At 71.9% G+C, this 17,876-nt stretch carries 16 protein-coding genes; 12 read left to right on the top strand and 4 right to left on the bottom strand.

Translation table 11 applies throughout. The features are described 5' to 3' along the window. Window positions 1–27 precede the first annotated feature (27 nt). Window positions 28–2,838, top strand: coding sequence for a DEAD/DEAH box helicase (locus AOK22_RS04160; RefSeq protein ID WP_055697170.1), 2,811 nt, complete (start codon window positions 28–30; stop codon window positions 2,836–2,838). A gap of 157 nt (window positions 2,839–2,995) precedes the next feature. Here the strand turns inward: AOK22_RS04160 and AOK22_RS04155 are convergent, their stop codons facing one another. Then, entirely contained in the window at window positions 2,996–4,117 is a 1,122-nt protein-coding gene (locus AOK22_RS04155) for an LLM class flavin-dependent oxidoreductase (RefSeq protein WP_055697169.1), read from the bottom strand. A gap of 490 nt (window positions 4,118–4,607) precedes the next feature. Here AOK22_RS04155 and AOK22_RS04150 point away from each other — a divergent pair, with 490 nt between their 5' ends. The 7 genes from AOK22_RS04150 to serC all read left to right on the top strand — a co-directional run bounded on the left by AOK22_RS04150 (window position 4,608) and on the right by serC (window position 11,431). Continuing rightward, window positions 4,608–6,233, top strand: coding sequence for an ATP-binding protein (locus AOK22_RS04150; protein WP_055697168.1), 1,626 nt, complete (start codon window positions 4,608–4,610; stop codon window positions 6,231–6,233). Continuing rightward, entirely contained in the window at window positions 6,230–6,637 is a 408-nt protein-coding gene (locus AOK22_RS04145) for a roadblock/LC7 domain-containing protein (protein WP_055556816.1), read from the top strand. The genes AOK22_RS04150 and AOK22_RS04145 overlap by 4 nt, the downstream gene beginning before the upstream one ends. Continuing rightward, window positions 6,634–7,047: a DUF742 domain-containing protein gene (locus AOK22_RS04140; RefSeq protein ID WP_063795191.1), complete on the top strand. Its 414-nt coding sequence runs from the start codon at window positions 6,634–6,636 to the stop codon at window positions 7,045–7,047. The genes AOK22_RS04145 and AOK22_RS04140 overlap by 4 nt, the downstream gene beginning before the upstream one ends. Then, on the top strand, window positions 7,028–7,672 hold the full coding sequence (locus tag AOK22_RS04135) for a GTP-binding protein (RefSeq protein ID WP_055697167.1): 645 nt from the start codon (window positions 7,028–7,030) through the stop codon (window positions 7,670–7,672). Before AOK22_RS04140 ends, AOK22_RS04135 begins: the two co-directional genes overlap by 20 nt. Further along, window positions 7,669–8,931: a cytochrome P450 gene (locus AOK22_RS04130; protein WP_055697166.1), complete on the top strand. Its 1,263-nt coding sequence runs from the start codon at window positions 7,669–7,671 to the stop codon at window positions 8,929–8,931. Before AOK22_RS04135 ends, AOK22_RS04130 begins: the two co-directional genes overlap by 4 nt. Then, window positions 8,928–10,148 (top strand): cytochrome P450 family protein, encoded by a 1,221-nt coding sequence (locus AOK22_RS04125; RefSeq protein WP_055697165.1) that lies wholly within the window; start codon window positions 8,928–8,930, stop codon window positions 10,146–10,148. The genes AOK22_RS04130 and AOK22_RS04125 overlap by 4 nt, the downstream gene beginning before the upstream one ends. A gap of 164 nt (window positions 10,149–10,312) precedes the next feature. Continuing rightward, window positions 10,313–11,431 carry a phosphoserine transaminase gene (gene serC, locus AOK22_RS04120; protein ID WP_055697164.1) on the top strand — a complete coding sequence of 373 codons (1,119 nt, stop codon included), beginning with the start codon at window positions 10,313–10,315 and terminating at the stop codon, window positions 11,429–11,431. A 66-nt stretch (window positions 11,432–11,497) separates the two neighbouring features. Here serC and AOK22_RS04115 read toward each other — a convergent pair whose 3' ends face one another. Both AOK22_RS04115 and AOK22_RS04110 read right to left on the bottom strand, forming a co-directional pair. Then, a complete protein-coding gene (locus tag AOK22_RS04115) occupies window positions 11,498–12,328 on the bottom strand; it encodes an ABC transporter permease (protein ID WP_055697163.1) in 831 nt (276 codons plus the stop codon). After that, complete coding sequence (locus AOK22_RS04110) at window positions 12,325–13,299, bottom strand: ATP-binding cassette domain-containing protein (protein ID WP_055697162.1); 975 nt, start codon at window positions 13,297–13,299, stop codon at window positions 12,325–12,327. Before AOK22_RS04110 ends, AOK22_RS04115 begins: the two co-directional genes overlap by 4 nt. A 113-nt stretch (window positions 13,300–13,412) precedes the next feature. On the opposite strand from AOK22_RS04110, the gene AOK22_RS04105 reads away from it, so the two are divergent. Next, entirely contained in the window at window positions 13,413–14,201 is a 789-nt protein-coding gene (locus tag AOK22_RS04105; RefSeq protein WP_055697161.1) for a TetR/AcrR family transcriptional regulator, read from the top strand. A gap of 34 nt (window positions 14,202–14,235) precedes the next feature. Here the strand turns inward: AOK22_RS04105 and AOK22_RS04100 are convergent, their stop codons facing one another. Beyond that, the gene (locus AOK22_RS04100) at window positions 14,236–15,225 is read right to left on the bottom strand and encodes a hypothetical protein (protein WP_055697160.1); all 990 of its coding nucleotides are present in this window, start codon (window positions 15,223–15,225) and stop codon (window positions 14,236–14,238) included. A 90-nt stretch (window positions 15,226–15,315) separates the two neighbouring features. On the opposite strand from AOK22_RS04100, the gene AOK22_RS04095 reads away from it, so the two are divergent. The 3 genes from AOK22_RS04095 to AOK22_RS04085 form a co-directional block, all read left to right on the top strand. After that, complete coding sequence (locus tag AOK22_RS04095; protein ID WP_055697159.1) at window positions 15,316–16,017, top strand: SGNH/GDSL hydrolase family protein; 702 nt, start codon at window positions 15,316–15,318, stop codon at window positions 16,015–16,017. Between the two features lie 68 nt (window positions 16,018–16,085). Continuing rightward, window positions 16,086–17,357, top strand: coding sequence for a DUF418 domain-containing protein (locus AOK22_RS04090; RefSeq protein ID WP_055697158.1), 1,272 nt, complete (start codon window positions 16,086–16,088; stop codon window positions 17,355–17,357). A gap of 165 nt (window positions 17,358–17,522) precedes the next feature. Next, the coding region (locus tag AOK22_RS04085; protein ID WP_167357825.1) for an aldo/keto reductase at window positions 17,523–17,876 on the top strand (354 nt) is incomplete at its 3' end.

The raw sequence follows: 17,876 nt of genomic DNA, 5'->3' as shown, positions 1-17,876 counted from the left end.
GTGGTGCCCGGTAGTCTCGAAAGCACGATGACAGAGGACCTCTCACCGGCCGAGCGGTACGCGGCGGCGCGCAAGCGCGCTGCCGAGCAGGCCACCGCACTCGCGTCCTTCCGCGAGATGTACGAATTCGGCCTCGACCCCTTCCAGATCGAGGCCTGCCAGGCGTTGGAGGCCGGCAAGGGCGTGCTCGTGGCCGCCCCCACCGGCTCGGGCAAGACGATCGTCGGCGAGTTCGCCGTGCACCTCGCCCTGCTCCAGGGCAAGAAGTGCTTCTACACCACGCCGATCAAGGCGCTCTCCAACCAGAAGTACGCCGACCTCGCCAAGCGGTACGGCTCGGACAAGGTCGGCCTGCTGACCGGCGACAACAGCGTCAACTCCGATGCCCCGGTGGTCGTCATGACCACCGAGGTCCTGCGGAACATGCTGTACTCGGGCTCGCAGTCCCTTCTGAACCTCGGCTATGTGGTCATGGACGAGGTGCACTACCTCTCCGACCGCTTCCGCGGCGCCGTCTGGGAGGAAGTGATCATCCACCTCCAGGAGTCGGTCACGCTGGTCTCCCTGTCGGCGACGGTGTCGAACGCCGAGGAGTTCGGCGACTGGCTCGACACGGTCCGCGGCGACACCGAGGTGATCGTCTCCGAGCACCGTCCCGTGCCGCTTTTCCAGCACGTGCTCGCCGGGCGCCGGATGTACGACCTCTTCGAGGAGGGCGAGGGCCACAAGAAGGCGGTCAACCCCGACCTCACGCGCATGGCGCGCATGGAGGCCAGCCGCTCGTACAACCCGCGCGACCGCCGCAAGGGCAAGATGGTCCGCGAGGCCGACCGCGAGCGCGAGCGCCGGCAGAGATCGCGGATCTGGACGCCGGGCCGTCCCGAGGTCATCGAGCGGCTCGACGCCGAGGGGCTGCTGCCCGCCATCACGTTCATCTTCAGCCGCGCGGGCTGCGAGTCCGCCGTGCAGCAGTGCCTGTACGCGGGCCTGCGGCTGAACGACGACGAGGCGCGCATGACGGTCCGCCAGATCGTCGAGGAGCGCACGTCCTCGATCCCGAACGAGGACCTCCATGTCCTCGGCTACTACGAATGGCTGGAAGGGCTGGAGCGCGGCATCGCGGCGCACCACGCGGGCATGCTGCCCACCTTCAAGGAAGTCGTCGAGGAGCTGTTCGTGCGCGGCCTGGTCAAGGCCGTCTTCGCCACCGAGACCCTCGCGCTCGGCATCAACATGCCCGCGCGCAGCGTGGTCCTGGAGAAGCTCGTCAAGTGGAACGGCGAGCAGCACGCCGACATCACCCCGGGTGAGTACACCCAGTTGACGGGCCGCGCGGGCCGCCGCGGCATCGATGTCGAGGGCCACGCGGTGGTGCTGTGGCAGCGCGCGATGAGCCCCGAGCACCTGGCCGGTCTGGCCGGTACGCGCACGTATCCGCTGCGCTCCAGCTTCAAGCCGTCGTACAACATGGCGGTGAACCTGGTCGAGCAGTTCGGGCGGCACCGCTCGCGCGAGCTCCTGGAGACGTCCTTCGCGCAGTTCCAGGCCGACAAGTCGGTCGTCGGGATCTCCCGGCAGGTGCAGAAGAACGAGGAGGGCCTGGAGGGCTACAAGGCCTCCATGACCTGCCACTTGGGCGACTTCGAGGAGTACGCCCAGCTGCGGCGCCGGCTCAAGGACCGCGAGACCGAGCTCGCCAAGCAGGGGGCGGCCCAGCGCAGGGCGGCCGCCGCCGCGGCGCTGGAGAAGCTCAAGCCGGGTGACGTCATCCACGTCCCGACGGGGAAGTTCGCGGGCCTCGCGCTCGTGCTCGACCCGGGCCTGCCCGCGGGCCGGGCCAACGGCCACCGCGGCTTCGACCACGTGGACGGTCCGCGCCCGCTGGTGCTGACCGCCGAGCGGCAGGTCAAGCGGCTCGCCGCGATGGACTTCCCGGTGCCCGTCGAGGCCCTGGAGCGGATGCGCATCCCGAAGTCCTTCAACGCCCGCTCGCCGCAGTCCCGCCGCGATCTGGCGTCCGCGCTGCGCACCAAGGCCGGGCACATCGTGCCCGACCGGCACCGCAAGGGGCGTGCGGCCGCGGCCGACGACCAGGAGATCGCCCGGCTCCGCGCGGAGCTGCGCGCCCACCCCTGCCACGGCTGCGACGAGCGCGAGGACCACGCGCGCTGGGCCGAGCGGTACCACCGCCTCAAGCGCGACACCTCGCAGCTGGAGCGCCGCATCGAGGGCCGGACGAACACCATCGCCCGCACCTTCGACCGCATCGTCGCGCTCCTGACCGAGCTCGACTATCTGCGCGGCGACGAGGTCACCGAGCACGGCAAGCGCCTCGCCCGGCTCTACGGCGAGCTGGACCTGCTGGCCAGTGAGTGCCTGCGCGCCCGCGTGTGGGAGGGCCTGGGCCCGGCCGAGCTGGCGGCGTGCGTCTCGGCGCTGGTGTACGAGTCGCGGGTCGGCGACGACGCGCTGGCGCCCAAGCTGCCCTCCGGGGCGGCGAAGGCGGCGCTCGGCGAGATGGTGCGCATCTGGGGCCGCCTCGACGGCCTGGAGGAAGAGTTCAAGATCAATCAGGCGGAGGGCGTGGGCCAGCGCGAGCCCGACCTCGGCTTCGCCTGGGCGGCGTACATGTGGGCCAGCGACAAGGGCCTGGACGAGGTGCTGCGCGAGGCGGAGATGCCGGCCGGGGACTTCGTGCGCTGGTGCAAGCAGGTCATCGACGTCCTGGGCCAGATCTCGGCGGCGGCCCCGCGCGAGGGCAGCACGGTCGCGAAGAACGCCCGCAAGGCGGTCGACCAGCTGCTCCGGGGCGTCGTGGCCTACAGCTCGGTGGGCTGAGGCCGTCCGGGCCGCGGGGCCCGGTGGCGGTGACACGACGGACGGGCCCGGCCGCGATGACCGGGCCCGTCCGAACGTGGTGGCGCCTCTCGGCCGCCTGGACGTCGAACGCGCCGGTGCGGTCCGCCCCTTTCGCGGTCCGCACCGGCGCCAGGCGTCAGGCGCTCAGCGGGGTCTCCCGCTGCCGGGCGGCCTCCGCGTCCCGCTTCGCCACCTCCTCGCGGACGATCGGGATGACGTGGCGGCCGAAGTCGATCGCGTCGTCGAGGAGGTCGTAGCCGCGGGCGGAGAGGATCTCCACGCCCAGGTCGTAGTAGTCGAGGAGCGCCTGCGCGACCGTCTCCGGGGTGCCCACGAGCGCCGTCGAGTTGCCCGCGCCGCCGGTCTCCGCGGCGGTCGGTGTCCACAGGGCGCGGTCGTGCCGGTCGCCGGACGCGGCGACCGCGAGCAGGCGCTGCGAGCCGGAGTTCTCGGGGTTCTTCAGCGGGTGACGGCGCGAGAGCGGTGATCCGGCCTTGCGGGCCTTGATGCGGTCCAGCGTCGCGTACGCCTTCTCCCAGGCCAGTTCCTCGGTCGGCGCGATGATCGGGCGGAAGGCGACCTGGATCTTCGGGACGTCGGTGCGGCCCGCGGCCCTGGCCGCCGCCTTCACCGACTCGATCTGCTCGGCGGTCTGCGCGAGCGGCTCGCCCCACAGGCAGTAGATGTCGGCCTCGGCGCCCCCGGCCGCGTACGCGGCGGGCGAGGATCCCCCGAACGAGACCCGCGGATGCGGCTGCTGGACGGGGAAGGTGTCGCTGACGAAGTCCTTGAACCGGTAGTGCGTGCCCTCGTGGTCGAAGGGCTCGTGCGACGTCCAGGCCTTCTTGATGATCTGGATGGCTTCGCGGGTGCGGGCGTACCGCTCGTCCTTGGTGAGGAAGTCGCCCTCGCGCTGCTGCTCGTGGTCGTTGCCGCCGGTGATGAAGTGCACCGCGAGCCGGCCGTCGCTGATCCGGTCGAGGGTCGCGAAGGTCTTCGCGGCGAACGTCGGGTACGAGACGTTGGGGCGGTGGGCGACCAGGATCTGGAGCCGGTCGGTGCGGGCCGCGATGTACGCGGCGGCGGGGGAGGGGTCGGGGGATCCGGAGCCGTAGGCGAAGAGCACCCGGTCCCAGCCGTGGTCCTCATGGGCGCGGGCGAGCCGGAGCGTGTAGTCCTTGTCGAAGGAGGCGCCCGAACGGGCGGTGACTTCGGAGCCTTCGTTGGTCGCTGCGATGCCGAGGAACTCGACGGGCATGGCAAAGCCTCATCTCTTGCGCGGTGACATGACGTGGTCTGCGGTGCCGTCAGGGACGACACGCGGCCGACCACACCCGGCCGAAGTCGATGTGGTCGCGGGTGACCAACCGCGGCTGAGGTCGCATGCGCGCAGGAGAACTGGCGTCCATACGAGGCGTCAACCATGCGCCGGGCCGGGGGATTCCCGTCCGCGCGGCCGCAATTCCCGTGATCGCCAACGGCGTTCGAGGACGTCACTCCATGTGTTCGAATGATCGCCACGCGTGCAAATGGGGCGAGTGTATGCCTGTCGGCCGGGGCTCTGCAGGGGGTTGCCGAATATGACTCGGCGATGATTCCGGCGGACTAAGCTCGCCCGGAGCGCGGCGAGTTGAAACGAGTTGCGATAACTTCGCGCGCTTGTTCCCAAATCTTTCGATAGTTCGGTTTGTGTTCCCCCGTACCTCCCCCACACCCCCTTCCCCAAGACGAGTCTTCAGAGGGCATACATGGTGAGTGTTCAATCGCCTCCCGGTGGCCGAGAAGTCCCTTATGCGCGCGTACTGTTGCTGCCCGCCATGCTCATGGCCGCGGCGACCGGAGCCGCCGTCGCGGCAGTGACGGAACCGGCCCGGACCGCCGTCGGCTGGTGCGGTGCCGTCGCGACCCTCATGGTGATCGCGGTCGGTGCCGAAGCCGTGCGGCGCGGCCGGACCATCCGGGGGCAGCGCGCGCGCCACGCGCAGCAGCTCGCCTTCCTGGAGCGGCGCATCGCATCCCACGACGAAGAGACGGTACGCCTGGGCCGGGAGATCCTGCCCGAGGCGCTCTGGCGGCTGCGGCAGGGCGAATCGCCGGTCGAAGTGGTCCGCAACGTCGTCGACAAGGACGAGGCGTACCGCGAACTGCCCGACGCCCAGCGTGACTTGCTCCGTTCCGTCCTCGACACCCTGGACCGCGAGGAAGCGATGCGCGAGTCCGCGCAGCGCGCCTTCGTCAACATCGCCCGCCGCGTCCAGTCGATCGTGCACCAGCAGGCAGCGGAACTGCGCGACATGGAGGAGTTCCACGGCCGCAACCCCGAGGTCTTCGACGACCTGCTCCGCATCGACCACGGCACCGCGCTGATCGGCCGGCTCGCCGACTCCATCGCGGTGCTCGGGGGCGCCCGGCCGGGCCGCCAGTGGCCCAAGCCCGTACCGCTGTTCAGCGTGCTGCGCGGCGCGATGTCCCGGATCCTCGACTACCCGCGCGTCGAGCTGCACTCGATCGCCAACGTCGCGATCAAGGGCACCTCCGTCGAGCCGCTCATCCACGCCTGCGCCGAACTGCTCGACAACGCCACGCGGTACTCGCCCCCGCAGACCAAGGTGCACGTCACCGCCGTCGAGGTGCAGACCGGCATCGCCGTCGAGATCGAGGACGGCGGCGTCAGCCTCAGCGAGGAGGCCCGCGCCCGCGCCGAGCGCATGCTGGAGCAGGCACAGGCCGGCATCGACCTCAACGACCTCGGCGAGACGCCCCGCCTGGGCATGGCCGTCGTCGGCCGCCTCTCGCAGATGTACGACATGCAGGTCTCCCTGCGGCAGTCCGCCTACGGCGGCGTCCGCGCCGTCCTCATCGTGCCGCGCGACATGATGACCACCGGGCCCGCGCCCGGCCTCGCCCACGGCATCGGCGCCTCCGCCGTACCGCGCGTGGACAACAGCGGCCGGACCATCGAGGAGCCCGCCCGCAACATCCGCCGCAAGAAGCCCCGTGTCGTCACCGCGGGTCCGCCGCTGCGCTCGCCGGCCGCCGCGACCATGGAGGACGACGTTCCCGAGGTCACCGAGTGGACCCCCAACGGCCTGCCGCAGCGCCGCAGCCGCGTGAAGATCCCGCTCAGCCAGCGCTACGCCCAGGAGGCCGAGGCCCAGCGGGCCGCCGAGGCGCACGCGGCCGCGACCGCACCGCCCCCCGCGCCGCCCAAGAAGGACGAGGTCGAACCCGGCCTGTGGATCGAGGCGTTCATGAAGGGCGTCAAGGGCGACCCCGACCCGGCCGCCCCGCAGGACGGACCGGGCGGCATCCCGCCCCAGCACGGAACCACCCAGAACAACAACGGCAGCGCCGACGAGAGGGACTGGCAGTGATCCAGCAACGCGCCAACTTCGACTGGATGCTGAAGGAGCTCGCCGACGGCGTGCCGCAGACCCGCCAGATCGTGGTGCTCTCGGCCGACGGCCTGCGCATCGCGCGCTACGGCGGCGACCCGGACGCGGCCGACCGCATCGCCGCGGCCTGCGCGGGGCTGCAGAGCCTCGCCGCGGCCGTGGCCACCGAGATCCCGCACAGCGACGGCGGCATGAAGATGGTCATCATCGAGATCAACGGAGGCTACTTCTACCTGATGGCCGCGGGCGCGGGCGCCTACCTCGCCGTGCTCGCCGACGAGACCGTCGACGCCGGTCTCATCGGCACCCGCATGCGCGATCTCGTCGTACGCATCGGGGCGCATCTGACAAGCCCGCCCCGACGCGACGGGCAGGCCGTATGACTCCTCCGCAAGACTCCCCCCAAGGCCCGAAGCGGGACGGCGCCACGGCGCCCGAGGGCACGCCTCCCCAGCGGGAGCGCCGCAGCCCCGAGAACCCGGAGCGGCTGTACATCCTGACCGGCGAGGGCTCCGAGCGGGCACCGCTCGACCTCGTCACCCTGATCGTGGCGCAGGGCGAGGCGTCGCCCACCGCACAGCCGGAGCACTCCGCCGTGCTGCGGCTGTGCACGACGCCGCTCTCCGTCGCCGAACTCTCGGCCTACATGGGGCTCCCGTTCAGCGTGGTGACCGTCGTCCTGACGGAGTTGCTCGCGACCGAGCTCGTTCAGGCGCGCGCCCCCATCGTCCGCTCCGCGCTCCCCGACCGATCCCTTCTCGAAGCGGTGATGCATGGACTCCAGAAGCTTTAAGAACACGGACACGATCACCGGCCCCCGCAGCGAGGACGTCCTGCCGCACACGGCCACCGCCGCCGTGAAGGTCGTGATCGTGGGCGGCTTCGGGGTCGGCAAGACGACGATGGTCGGCTCCGTGAGCGAGATCCGCCCGCTGACCACCGAAGAGACCATGACGCAGGCGGGCATCGGCGTCGACGACAACTACGGCTCCGAGTCCAAGACGGCCACCACCGTGGCCATGGACTTCGGCCGCATCAGCATCTCCGAGGAACTGGTCCTCTACCTCTTCGGCACCCCCGGCCAGGAGCGCTTCTGGTTCCTGTGGAACGGCCTCTTCGAAGGCGCGCTCGGCGCGGTCGTCCTCGTCGACACCCGCCGCCTGGAGGACTCCTGGTACGCGATCGACCGCCTGGAGCACCACGGCACGCCGTTCATCGTGGCCCGCAACGACTTCGGCGGCCCCGCGCCCACGCCCGGGGAGCTGCGCGAGGCGCTCGACCTCGACCCCCACGTGCCGCTCATCGAGTGCGACGCGCGCTCACGGCAGTCCGGCAAGGACGTCCTGATCACGCTCGTCGAGCACCTCACGTCGCGGTACGCCACCGCCCCCTCGCAACGCCAGGAGAGCGCCCAGTGACCTGCCCCGTAACCGGTGCCGCCGGCGCGCCCGGTCCCGTCCCGCTGTCCGGCCCGCGGTTCGCCACCGAACCCGCGGTCCTGTACCGGGAGATGCGGCGCGACCACGGCCCCGTCGCCCCCGTGCTCCTGGACGGCGACGTGCCCGCCTGGCTGGTCCTCGGCTACCGCGAACTGCACCAGGTCACCGCCGACCCGGTCCTGTTCAGCCGCGACTCCGAGCTGTGGAACCAGTGGCCGCACATCCCCGCCGACTGGCCGCTGCTCCCGATGATCGGCCACAAGCAGCCGTCGATCCTCTACACCGTCGGCGAGCGGCACGTGCGGCGCGCCGCGATGATCGCCCACGCCCTGGAGGCCGTCGACCCCTTCGAACTCAAGGCGCACGCCGAGCAGTTCGCGGACGAGCTGATCGACCGGTTCTGCGGCAAGGGCGCCACGGAGATCGTCGCCGAGTACGCGATGCTCCTGCCCGTGCGCGTCCTCGCCCGCATCTACGGCTTCTCCGACGAGCAGGGCCCCGGCCTCGTCACCGCCATGAACGACATGATCGACGGGCGGGAGCGGGCGCTCGCGGGCCAGCAGCACCTCGCCTCGTCGATGGTCGCGCTGCTCGCCGACAAGCACGCGAACCCGGGCCAGGACGTCGCCTCGCACATGCTGGAGACCCAGCTCGCGCAGGACGGCTCCGGGTTCACCGACGAGGAGATCGCCCAGGACCTGATGGTCATGATGGCGGCGGGCCACCAGCCGACCGCCGACTGGATCGGCAACTCGCTGCGCCTGATGCTCACCGACGACCGCTTCGCCGCCTCCCTCTTCGGCGGCCGGCACAGCGTCGCCGAGGCCATGAACGAGGTCCTGTGGGAGGACACCCCCACCCAGAACGTCGCCGGGCGCTGGGCCTCGCGCGACACCCAGCTGGGCGGGCGCCGCATCAACGCCGGTGACCTGCTGCTGCTCGGCCTCGCCGCCGCCAACGCCGACCCGCAGGTCCGTACCGACGGCTCCGCGCTGACCGGCGGCAACAGCGCGCACTTCGCCTTCGGGCACGGCGAGCACCGCTGCCCCTTCCCCGCCCAGGAGGTCGCCGAGGTCATCGCGCGGACCGGCATCGAGGTGCTCCTCGACCGGCTGCCCGACCTCGACCTCGCGGTACCGGCCGCGTCCCTGACCCGCCGTCCCTCGCCCTGGCTGCGCGGCCTGACCGAGCTGCCGGTGGCCTTCACCCCGACCTCAGCCCTTGGAGAACCCCGATGACAGGCTCCGACAGAATCGCCCTCGACCCGTTCGTCACCGACCTGGACGGCGAGAGCGCCCGGCTGCGCGCGGCGGGCCCGCTCGCCGCGGCGGAGCTGCCCGGCGGCGTCCCGGTGTGGGCGGTCACCCACCACGCCGAGGCCCGCCAACTCCTCACCGACAAGCGCCTGGTGAAGGACATCGAGGTCTGGGGCGCCTGGCGGCGCGGCGAGATACCCGCCGACTGGCCGCTGATCGGCCTGGCCAACCCGGGCCGCTCGATGCTGACGGTCGACGGCGAGGAGCACCGCCGGATGCGCGCGCTGGTCGCGCAGGCGCTGACGCCGCGCCGGGTGGAGCACATGCGGGGCCGCATCGCGGAGCTGGCCGGGGGCCTCCTCGACAAGGTCGCCGCCGCGGAGTCCGGCGTGGTCGACCTGAAGGCCGAGTTCGCCTACCCGCTGCCGATGTACGTCATCAGCGACCTGATGGGCGTCGACGAGGCCGACCACCCGCGCCTGAAGGTCCTGTTCGACAAGTTCTTCTCCTCGCAGACCCCGCCGGAGGAGGTCGTGGCCACGCTCGGCGAGCTGGCCGCGATGATGGGCCGGGTCGTCGCGGCCCGCCGTGCCGAGCCCGGCGACGACCTGACCAGCGCGCTGATCCAGGCCTCCGAGGACGGCGACCACCTCACCGACGAGGAGATCGTCTCCACGCTCCAGCTGATGGTCGCGGCCGGGCACGAGACGACGATCTCCCTCATCGTCAACGCCGTCGTCAACCTCAGCACCCACCCCGACCAGCTGGCCCTGGTCCGCTCCGGCGAGGTCGGCTGGGACGCGGTGATCGAGGAGACGCTGCGCTACTCGACCCCCACCTCGCACGTCCTGATCCGCTTCGCCGCCGAGGACGTCCCGGTCGGCGACAAGGTGATCCCCAAGGGTGACGCGCTGATCGTCTCGTACGGCGCGATCGGCCGCGACGAGGCCGCGCACGGCCCCACGGCGGGCGACTTCGACATCACCCGCACGTCCCCCACCCGCCACATCTCCTTCGGCCACGGCCCGCACGTGTGCCCCGGAGCGGCCCTCTCCCGCCTGGAGGCGGGCGTGGCGCTCCCGGCCCTGTACGAGCGCTTCCCCGAGCTGACGTTGGCGATCCCGCGATCACAACTCCGCAACAAGCCGGTGGTGACGCAGAACGACCTGTACGAACTGCCGGTGAAGCTCCGCAGCTAGCCCGTACCCGCCACGATCCGGCCTCGTCCAGCAATCATTGAGCCTCCGGCGATTGAGGAGCGGGGTCCGGGGCAGCGCCCCGAGTCGTCCACGCGACGTGACGGTGAGATCTCAGCCGCCGGACACCCCAAGGACCCCGCGCCCTGAGCCGCTAGGCTCCCCCCGTGGCTGAGATCCAGATTCCCGCTGACATGAAGCCCGCCGACGGCCGTTTCGGCGCGGGCCCCTCCAAGGTGCGTACGGAGGCGCTGGACGCCCTGGCCGCCACCGGTACCTCCCTCCTCGGCACCTCCCACCGTCAGGCCCCGGTCAAGAACCTGGTCGGCCGGGTGCGCGAAGGCGTCAAGGACCTCTTCTCCCTGCCCGAGGGGTACGAGGTCGTCCTCGGCAACGGCGGCTCCACCGCCTTCTGGGACGTGGCGACGCACGGCCTGATCGAGAACAAGTCGCAGCACCTCAGCTTCGGCGAGTTCTCCTCCAAGTTCGCCAAGGCCGCCAAGCTCGCCCCGTGGCTGGCCGAGCCGACCGTCGTCGCCTCGGACCCGGGCACCCACCCGGACCCGAAGGCGGAGCCGGGCGTCGACGTCTACGCCCTCACGCACAACGAGACCTCCACCGGTGTCGCGGCGCCGGTCAAGCGCGTCGACGGCGCGGACTCCGGGGCCCTGGTCCTGGTGGACGCCACGTCGGGCGCGGGCGGCCTGCCGGTCGACGTCGCCGAGTCGGACGTCTACTACTTCGCCCCGCAGAAGTCCTTCGCCGCGGACGGCGGTCTGTGGATCGGTCTGTTCTCCCCGGCCGCGATCGAGCGCGCCGAGCGGATCCACGCCTCGGGCCGGCACGTCCCGGAGTTCTTCTCGCTGCCGACGGCGATCGACAACTCCCGCAAGAACCAGACGTACAACACCCCGGCGCTCGCCACGCTCTTCCTGCTCGCCGAGCAGCTGGACTGGATGAACGGCCAGGGCGGCCTGGAGTTCACCACCGGCCGCACCGCCGCGTCCTCGCGCACGCTGTACGGCTGGGCCGAGGAGTCCAAGTACGCGACGCCGTTCGTCGCCGACCCGGCCCAGCGCTCGCAGGTCATCGGCACGATCGACTTCGCGGACGAGATCGACGCCGCGGCGGTCGCCAAGGCCCTGCGCGCCAACGGCGTCGTGGACACCGAGCCGTATCGCAAGCTCGGCCGCAACCAGCTGCGCATCGCGATGTTCCCGGCGATCGACCCGGCGGACGTCGAGGCGCTCACGAAGTGCATCGACTACGTCATCGAGAAGCTCTGACCCAGCGCGTACGCCGACGGGGGCGCCCGGCACCTGACCGTGCCGGGCGCCCCCGTTCGCGTGCTCTCAGCGGCTGAGCTGCTTGAACTTCCGTACGGCGAGCGGCAGGAAGAGCAGCGAGAGCGCCAGCGGCCACAGCACGGACATCAGCAGGGCGTGCTGTTCGACCCAGCTGCCGCCGCCCGCACCGGGGTTGCCGAACAGCTCACGGGTGGCCGTGCCGGTGGAGGACACCGGGTTCCACGCGGCGATCGGGCCGAGCCAGTCGGGCATCAGGGACGGCGCCACGAAGATGCTGGAGATCATCGTGAGCGGGAAGGCGACGGCGTAGAGCCCGCCGGCCGCCTCCGGGCTCGGCACGACGAGCCCGAGGAAGACGCCCACCCAGATCAGGCTGAACCGCAGGAGCAGCAGCAGACCGAAGGCGGCGAGGGTCTCCAGGAGGCCCGCGCTGGAGCGCCAGCCGATGGCGAGGGCGGTCAGCGCGAGGATGGCCAGCTCGGCGCAGGCCACGATCAGGTCGGCGAGGCCGCGCCCCGACGCCACCGCCGAGGGCGCCATCGGCATCGAGCGGAAGCGGTCGATGACGCCCTTCGTCGAGTCCGTGGCCACGCCCATCGCGGTGTTCATGAAGCCGAAGGCCATGGTCATCACGAACATGCCGGGCATCAGGAACTGCTTGTAGTCGCCGTCGTCGCCCCCGCCGGGCACCTTCATCGCCTCGCCGAAGACGAACGCGTACAGCAGCACGCTGATGATGGGGAAGCCCAGCTGCCAGACGATGGTCACGGGCTGGCGCAGATAGTGGGTCAGATAGCGGCGGGTGACGTTCCAGCAGTCGGTGAGGGCCCAGAAGAGCCGGCCGTGCGCGGCGTCGGCGGTCAGGACGGCGCTCATGCGACCACCTCCAGCTCGTCGTTGTCGGAGGCCTGGCCCGTGAGCCGCAGGAACACGTCGTCGAGGCTGGGCCTGCGCAGACCGATGTCCTCGACCACGACGCCCTGCGCGCGCAGGGTCCGCGCCACCTCGGTCAGCGCGCCGACCCGGTCCGTGACGGCGCCCTGCACGCGGCGCTCCACGGCGACGGCGAGCGGTTCGCCGTCGCAGACCCGGGCGACGGCCGCGACGGCGGCGGGCAGGTCGGCGCCCTCGCGCACCACGACGTCGAGGTGGGCGCCGCCCACGGTGTTCTTCAGGCCGTCGGGGGTGTCGTCGGCGATGGCCCGGCCCCGGTCGATGACGGTGATGCGGGAGGCGAGGCGGTCGGCCTCCTCCAGGTACTGGGTGGTGAGCAGCACGGTCGTGCCGCGCGCCACCAGGTCCCGTACGGAGTCCCAGACTTCCAGGCGGCTGCGCGGGTCGAGGCCGGTGGTCGGCTCGTCCAGGAAGAGGACGGCGGGCGCGAGGATCATCGAGGCGGCGAGGTCGAGGCGGCGCCGCATGCCGCCGCTGTACTGACCGGCGGCCTTCTCCGCCGCGTCCTCCAGGTGGAACTGCTCCAGGAGTTCCTGGGCGCGCCGGGCCGCGCGCCGCGTGCCCAGGTGGAAGAGGCGGCCGAACATCTCCAGGTTCTGCCGCCCGGTGAGGATCTCGTCGACCGCGGCGTACTGCCCGGCCAGGCCGATGCGGCCGCGCACCAGGTCGGGCTCGCGCGCCACGTCGGCGCCGGCCACCTCGGCGCGGCCGCCGTCGAGGCGGACGAGGGTGGTCAGGATCCGCACGACGGTGGTCTTGCCCGCGCCGTTGGGGCCGAGCAGTCCGTGCACCGTGCCCTGTCCGACGCTCAGGTCGAAGCCGTCGAGGGCGTCCTTCTCCCCGTAGCGCTTCTGGAGTCCCTCGGCCCGTACCGCGAAGCCGTTTCCGTTCATGGCCTGCCCTTCTCCCCTTATCTGGGTACGGCGTACCCAGATGAGAGTACAGCGTACCCAGTTCTTTGGGTACGGCGTACTCAATTAATCGGCGGACGGTTAGGCTGGGCGCCATGACGAGCACGAGCGGTGGCGAAGAGCGCACCGGCAGCGAGATCGCCCGCAGCCTGGAGCTGCTCTGGGGCAAGGGCGAGCGCCCGACCCGGGGCCCCAAGCCGGGGCTCACCCTGGACCGGATCGTCACCGAGGCGCTGCGCCTCGCGGACGCCGAGGGCATCGGCGCCGTCTCGATGCGCCGCCTGTCCACGGAGCTCGGCACCGGCACGATGTCCCTGTACCGGTACGTCTCCGGCAAGGGCGACCTGCTCGACCTGATGCTGGACCGCGTGTTCACGGTGCCCGCGGACGAGGCGCCCTGGACGGGCACCTGGCGCGAGGCCGTCGAGGGGTACGCCCGCGAGACCCTCGTCCTCTACCGGGAACACCCCTGGCTGCTGCACGTCAACCAGGCCCGCCCCGTCCTCGGCCCCGGCGCCGTCGGCGGCCTCGACCGCACCCTGTCCCGCATCAAGCCGATGGGCCTCACCGACCCCGAGCTGATCAGCGTGATCATCATGGTCGAGGGGTACGTCACCGGGGTCGCCCGCACCCATGTGCACGAGGCGGAGGCGGTGAAGAAGAGCGGCCTGACGGACCAGGCGTTCTGGGAGGCGCAGGCGCCCACGCTGGAGCGGATCATGAAGAGCGGCCGGTACCCGGTGCTCGCGGAGCTCTCCGAGGACGCGTTCGGCCCCGACTTCGACCACTTCGAGTTCGGGCTGCGGCGCCTGCTCGACGGCCTGGACGTGCTGGTCACCGGGCGGGCGGCGCGGGAGGCAGAGCCCGTCCAGCGGGAGGCCTGAGCCCGCTCGGGCGCCCCGGGGGCCCGCTACCGCCTCACTTCTTGCGCAGCACCCTCTTCAGCCCGAAGAACGCCAGCACCACGGCGGCCAGCGCGAGGGCACCGGTCTTGACGTCCCCGCCGATCCCCGCCCCTTGGGCGCCGCCGTCCGAGCCGCCCCGGCCCGAACCCGAGCCGGAGCCGCCCTTCCCGGCCACCTCCACGGGCGTGACCTTGCTCTGCGCGCCCTCGGTGCCGTACATCAGCGTCGTCCCGTCCGTCGTGTACGTGACGGACTCGCCCTGCCGCTGGAACGGCACGCTCAGCCGGCCCTCCCGCTCCGGCGCCCGGCCCGCACCCTTCCACGCGAAGGACGCCCCGCCGAAGTACTCGCGCAGGGCGAGCTGCTTGCCGTCGGGCGAGAACGCGCCGTCGGTCACCCACAGATCGGTGTCGGCGATCTTCTTGAAGACGTTGGTCCTGGACGCGGACATCTCGGCAGGCCCCTCGTAGAGGCTGCCGCCGTTCTCCTTCTTGTCGGCGATGTAGATCCGGCCCGTCTTCGGATGCACCATCAGCGCCTCGGCGTCGCGCGGCCCGTCGGCGTACTTCACGACGTACTGCGTGGCGCGCACGCTCTGGTCCTTCAGCTCCTTGGGCTCGGGCAGCCTGTAGATCCATACGTGGGGCCAGGTGCCGCCCAAGTTGTCGCCGATGTCGCCGACATAGAGGTTGCCGTCGCTGCCGACGGAGATCGCCTCGACGTCGCGCGGGGCGCCGACGCCGGTCATGGTGACGGTGGCGACCGTCTTCCCCGTCCGGGAGTCGACGGCGTAGAGGAAGGCGCCCTTGTCCTGGTCGTTGTGCGTCCAGTAGACGCCCGGGTGGGCGCGGGAGGCGGCCAGGCCGCTGGACTCCACGATCCGCGGGTCCTTGATGGTGAACGAGTCGTGGCCGTCGGCCGCGGCGGGCGCGGCGAACGCCCCCACGGCGACGAGCCCCACGGCACCGGCGACAACAGACGGAACAGCCCGAAGCGAACGCATGGGCCCAAGCGTGCCATCCCGGCACGGGGGCCGTGCGGCGTGCTCAGCCTCACATCGCAGGCGGGGACCCGGATCCGCCATGATGAGCGGATGCTCAGGTTCATGTTCGTCGGCGACTCGATGACGATCGGAAGCGCCGGGGAACGCACCTGGCGCCATCACATGTGGCGGCACCTGCGGGACACGTACGGGGACGACGGCTTCGCGGTGGTCGGCCCGCGCACCGCCCTCTACGACAAAACCGCGGGCGGGCCCGTCTCCCACGACTACGCCGACGCCTCCCCCGACTTCCCCCGCCACCACCTCGCGGGCTGGGGCGAGGGCTGGCTGCACATGGCCCCGGAGATCGCCGGCGTCCTCGGCCGCGACCCGGCCGACGTCCTGCTCGTCTCCCTGGGCCTGATCGACCTCGGCTTCTACACCGACGCCGAGCAGACCGCGGACAACGTCCGCGCCTTCGTCACCCGGGCCCGCACGGCCAACCCGCGGATCCGCATGGTCCTGCTGCCGGTGATCCCCAACGTCCGCGCCGAGACGGACGCGCCCTTCGCCGCCGAGGTCGCCCGCTTCAACGAACTGCTCGCGAAGGCGGTGGCGGACCTGGACACGGGCGCCTCGCCGCTGCTGCTGGCCTCGCGCCCGGACGCGTACGACATCCACGCCGACACCTACGACGGCACGCACCCCAACGCGAGCGGCGAGCGCAAGCTCGCGGACGCCTTCGCGACGGCGATGGCCCAGGCGTGGGGGACGCCCGGCCCGCACGGCCCCACTTTGGTCGCCGCCTCCTAGCCGAAGGTCTCCGGCGCCTGGCCGGAAGACGGACGCGGGTGCCCCGCCCGGCTTCCTACCGTCCAGGCATGACGGCCGAGACCCCGGTGACCGGGACGACGACGAAGACGGCGGCGCCCCGCCGCGCGGGCGTACGGGCGGGCGAACGGGCCCTCGCCCCCGACCTCGCCCGGGGGCTGATGCTCCTGCTCATCGCGCTCTCCAACACCGCCTTCCACCTCTGGCGTTCCACCTACGGGCCCTCCGGCTGGCAGCCGGTGAACGGCGGACCGCTCGACCACGCCGTGCAGTTCACGATGATCACCACCCTGGACCTGCGCGTGTACCCGCTCTTCGCGTTCCTCTTCGGGTACGGGATGACGCAGCTGTATCTGCGCCAGACCGCCGCCGGGACCACCCCGCGCGGCGCCGCCGGCCTCCTGCGCAGGCGCAGCCTCTGCCTGATCGTCATCGGCCTCGCGCACTCCACCCTCCTCATGGCGGGCGACATCGTCGGCTATTACGGGGTCCTGAGCCTCGCCCTCGGCCTGCTCTTCCTGCGGCGCGGCGACCGCGCGCTGACGTGGTGGATCGGCGTCGGGATCGCGCTGATGGTGTACGTCGCGGCGGAACCGGTCGTATCGGCCGCGCTGCACGGCGGGTTGGGCTCGCTCGGCGACGCGGGCGCCGAGCCCGGCGCGACGGCGTACGCGGCCGATGACACCAGCTGGCTCGACGCGGCCCGCACCCGCTTCGCCAGCGGCTTCTTCGTCACCTTCGTCGCGGCGCCCCTCTCCCTCGTCGGGGGCGGCTTCACCGTCTTCCTGCTCGGCTTCTGGGCCGCGCGCCGCCGCGTCCTGGAGGAGCCGGGGCGCCATCTGCCGCTGCTGCGCCGCACCGCCGTCCTCGGCATCGCGGTCGGCTGGCTGGGCGCGCTGCCCGCCGCGCTCGCGCACATCGGCGCGCTCGGCGTGCCGGACGACGCGCAGAGCGAGTCGGGGGCACTGACCATCCTGCGCGAACTCACCGGGAACGCCGCGGGTCTGGGGTACGTCGCCGCCGTCGCGCTGTTCGTCCACTGGTGGACGCGCCGCCCGACGCGCCGCGGCGCGAAGGCGGTCGACGCGGTCTCGGCCGTCGGCAAACGCTCCCTGTCCTGCTACCTCGCCCACTCCCTCCTCTTCGCCCCGCTGCTCGCCGCCTGGGGCCTCGGCCTCGGCGCCCGTCTGACGAGCGCGACGATGGCGCTGTTCGCGGTCGGCGTGTGGCTGGTGACGGTGGCCGGCGCGTACGCCCTGGAACGGGCGGGCCGGCGGGGGCCGTTGGAGGCGGTGCTGCGGCGGGTGATGTACCGCACGTGACGGTCGGGTACGGCGTCAGCGTCCCGCTGCGTACGGCGGATCGAGCGGCCGGGTGCGCGGCGGCCACGGGCCCCGCTCCCGCCCCTGCCGTCACTCCCGATTTCTCCCGAGGCTGACTCAACTCCCCTTGCCTAGAGCCCACTCCACCCCGTTGGCTTGATCCTCATGGAGTACACGCAGCTGGGACGCACAGGGCTCAAGGTCAGCCGGCTCACGCTCGGCACCATGAACTTCGGGCCGCAGACCGACGAGGCCGACAGCCACACGATCATGGACGCCGCGCTCGGCGCGGGCATCAACTACTTCGACACGGCCGACGTCTACGGCCAGACCGCCGGCAAGGGCCGCACCGAGGAGATCATCGGGAGCTGGTTCGCGCAGGGCGGCGGACGGCGCGACAAGGTCGTCCTCGCCACCAAGGTGTACGGGAACACGGCCCCGGACGGCGAGCGCGTCTGGCCCAACCAGGAGAAGCTCTCGGCGCTCCACATCCGCCAGGCCGTCGAGGCCTCGCTGCGG

This window comes from Streptomyces silaceus (assembly GCF_001419745.1).
Lineage (GTDB): Bacteria > Actinomycetota > Actinomycetes > Streptomycetales > Streptomycetaceae > Streptomyces > Streptomyces silaceus.
The sequence above is the reverse complement of the archived record's forward strand: the minus strand, read 5'-3'. Positions and strand labels throughout refer to the sequence as shown.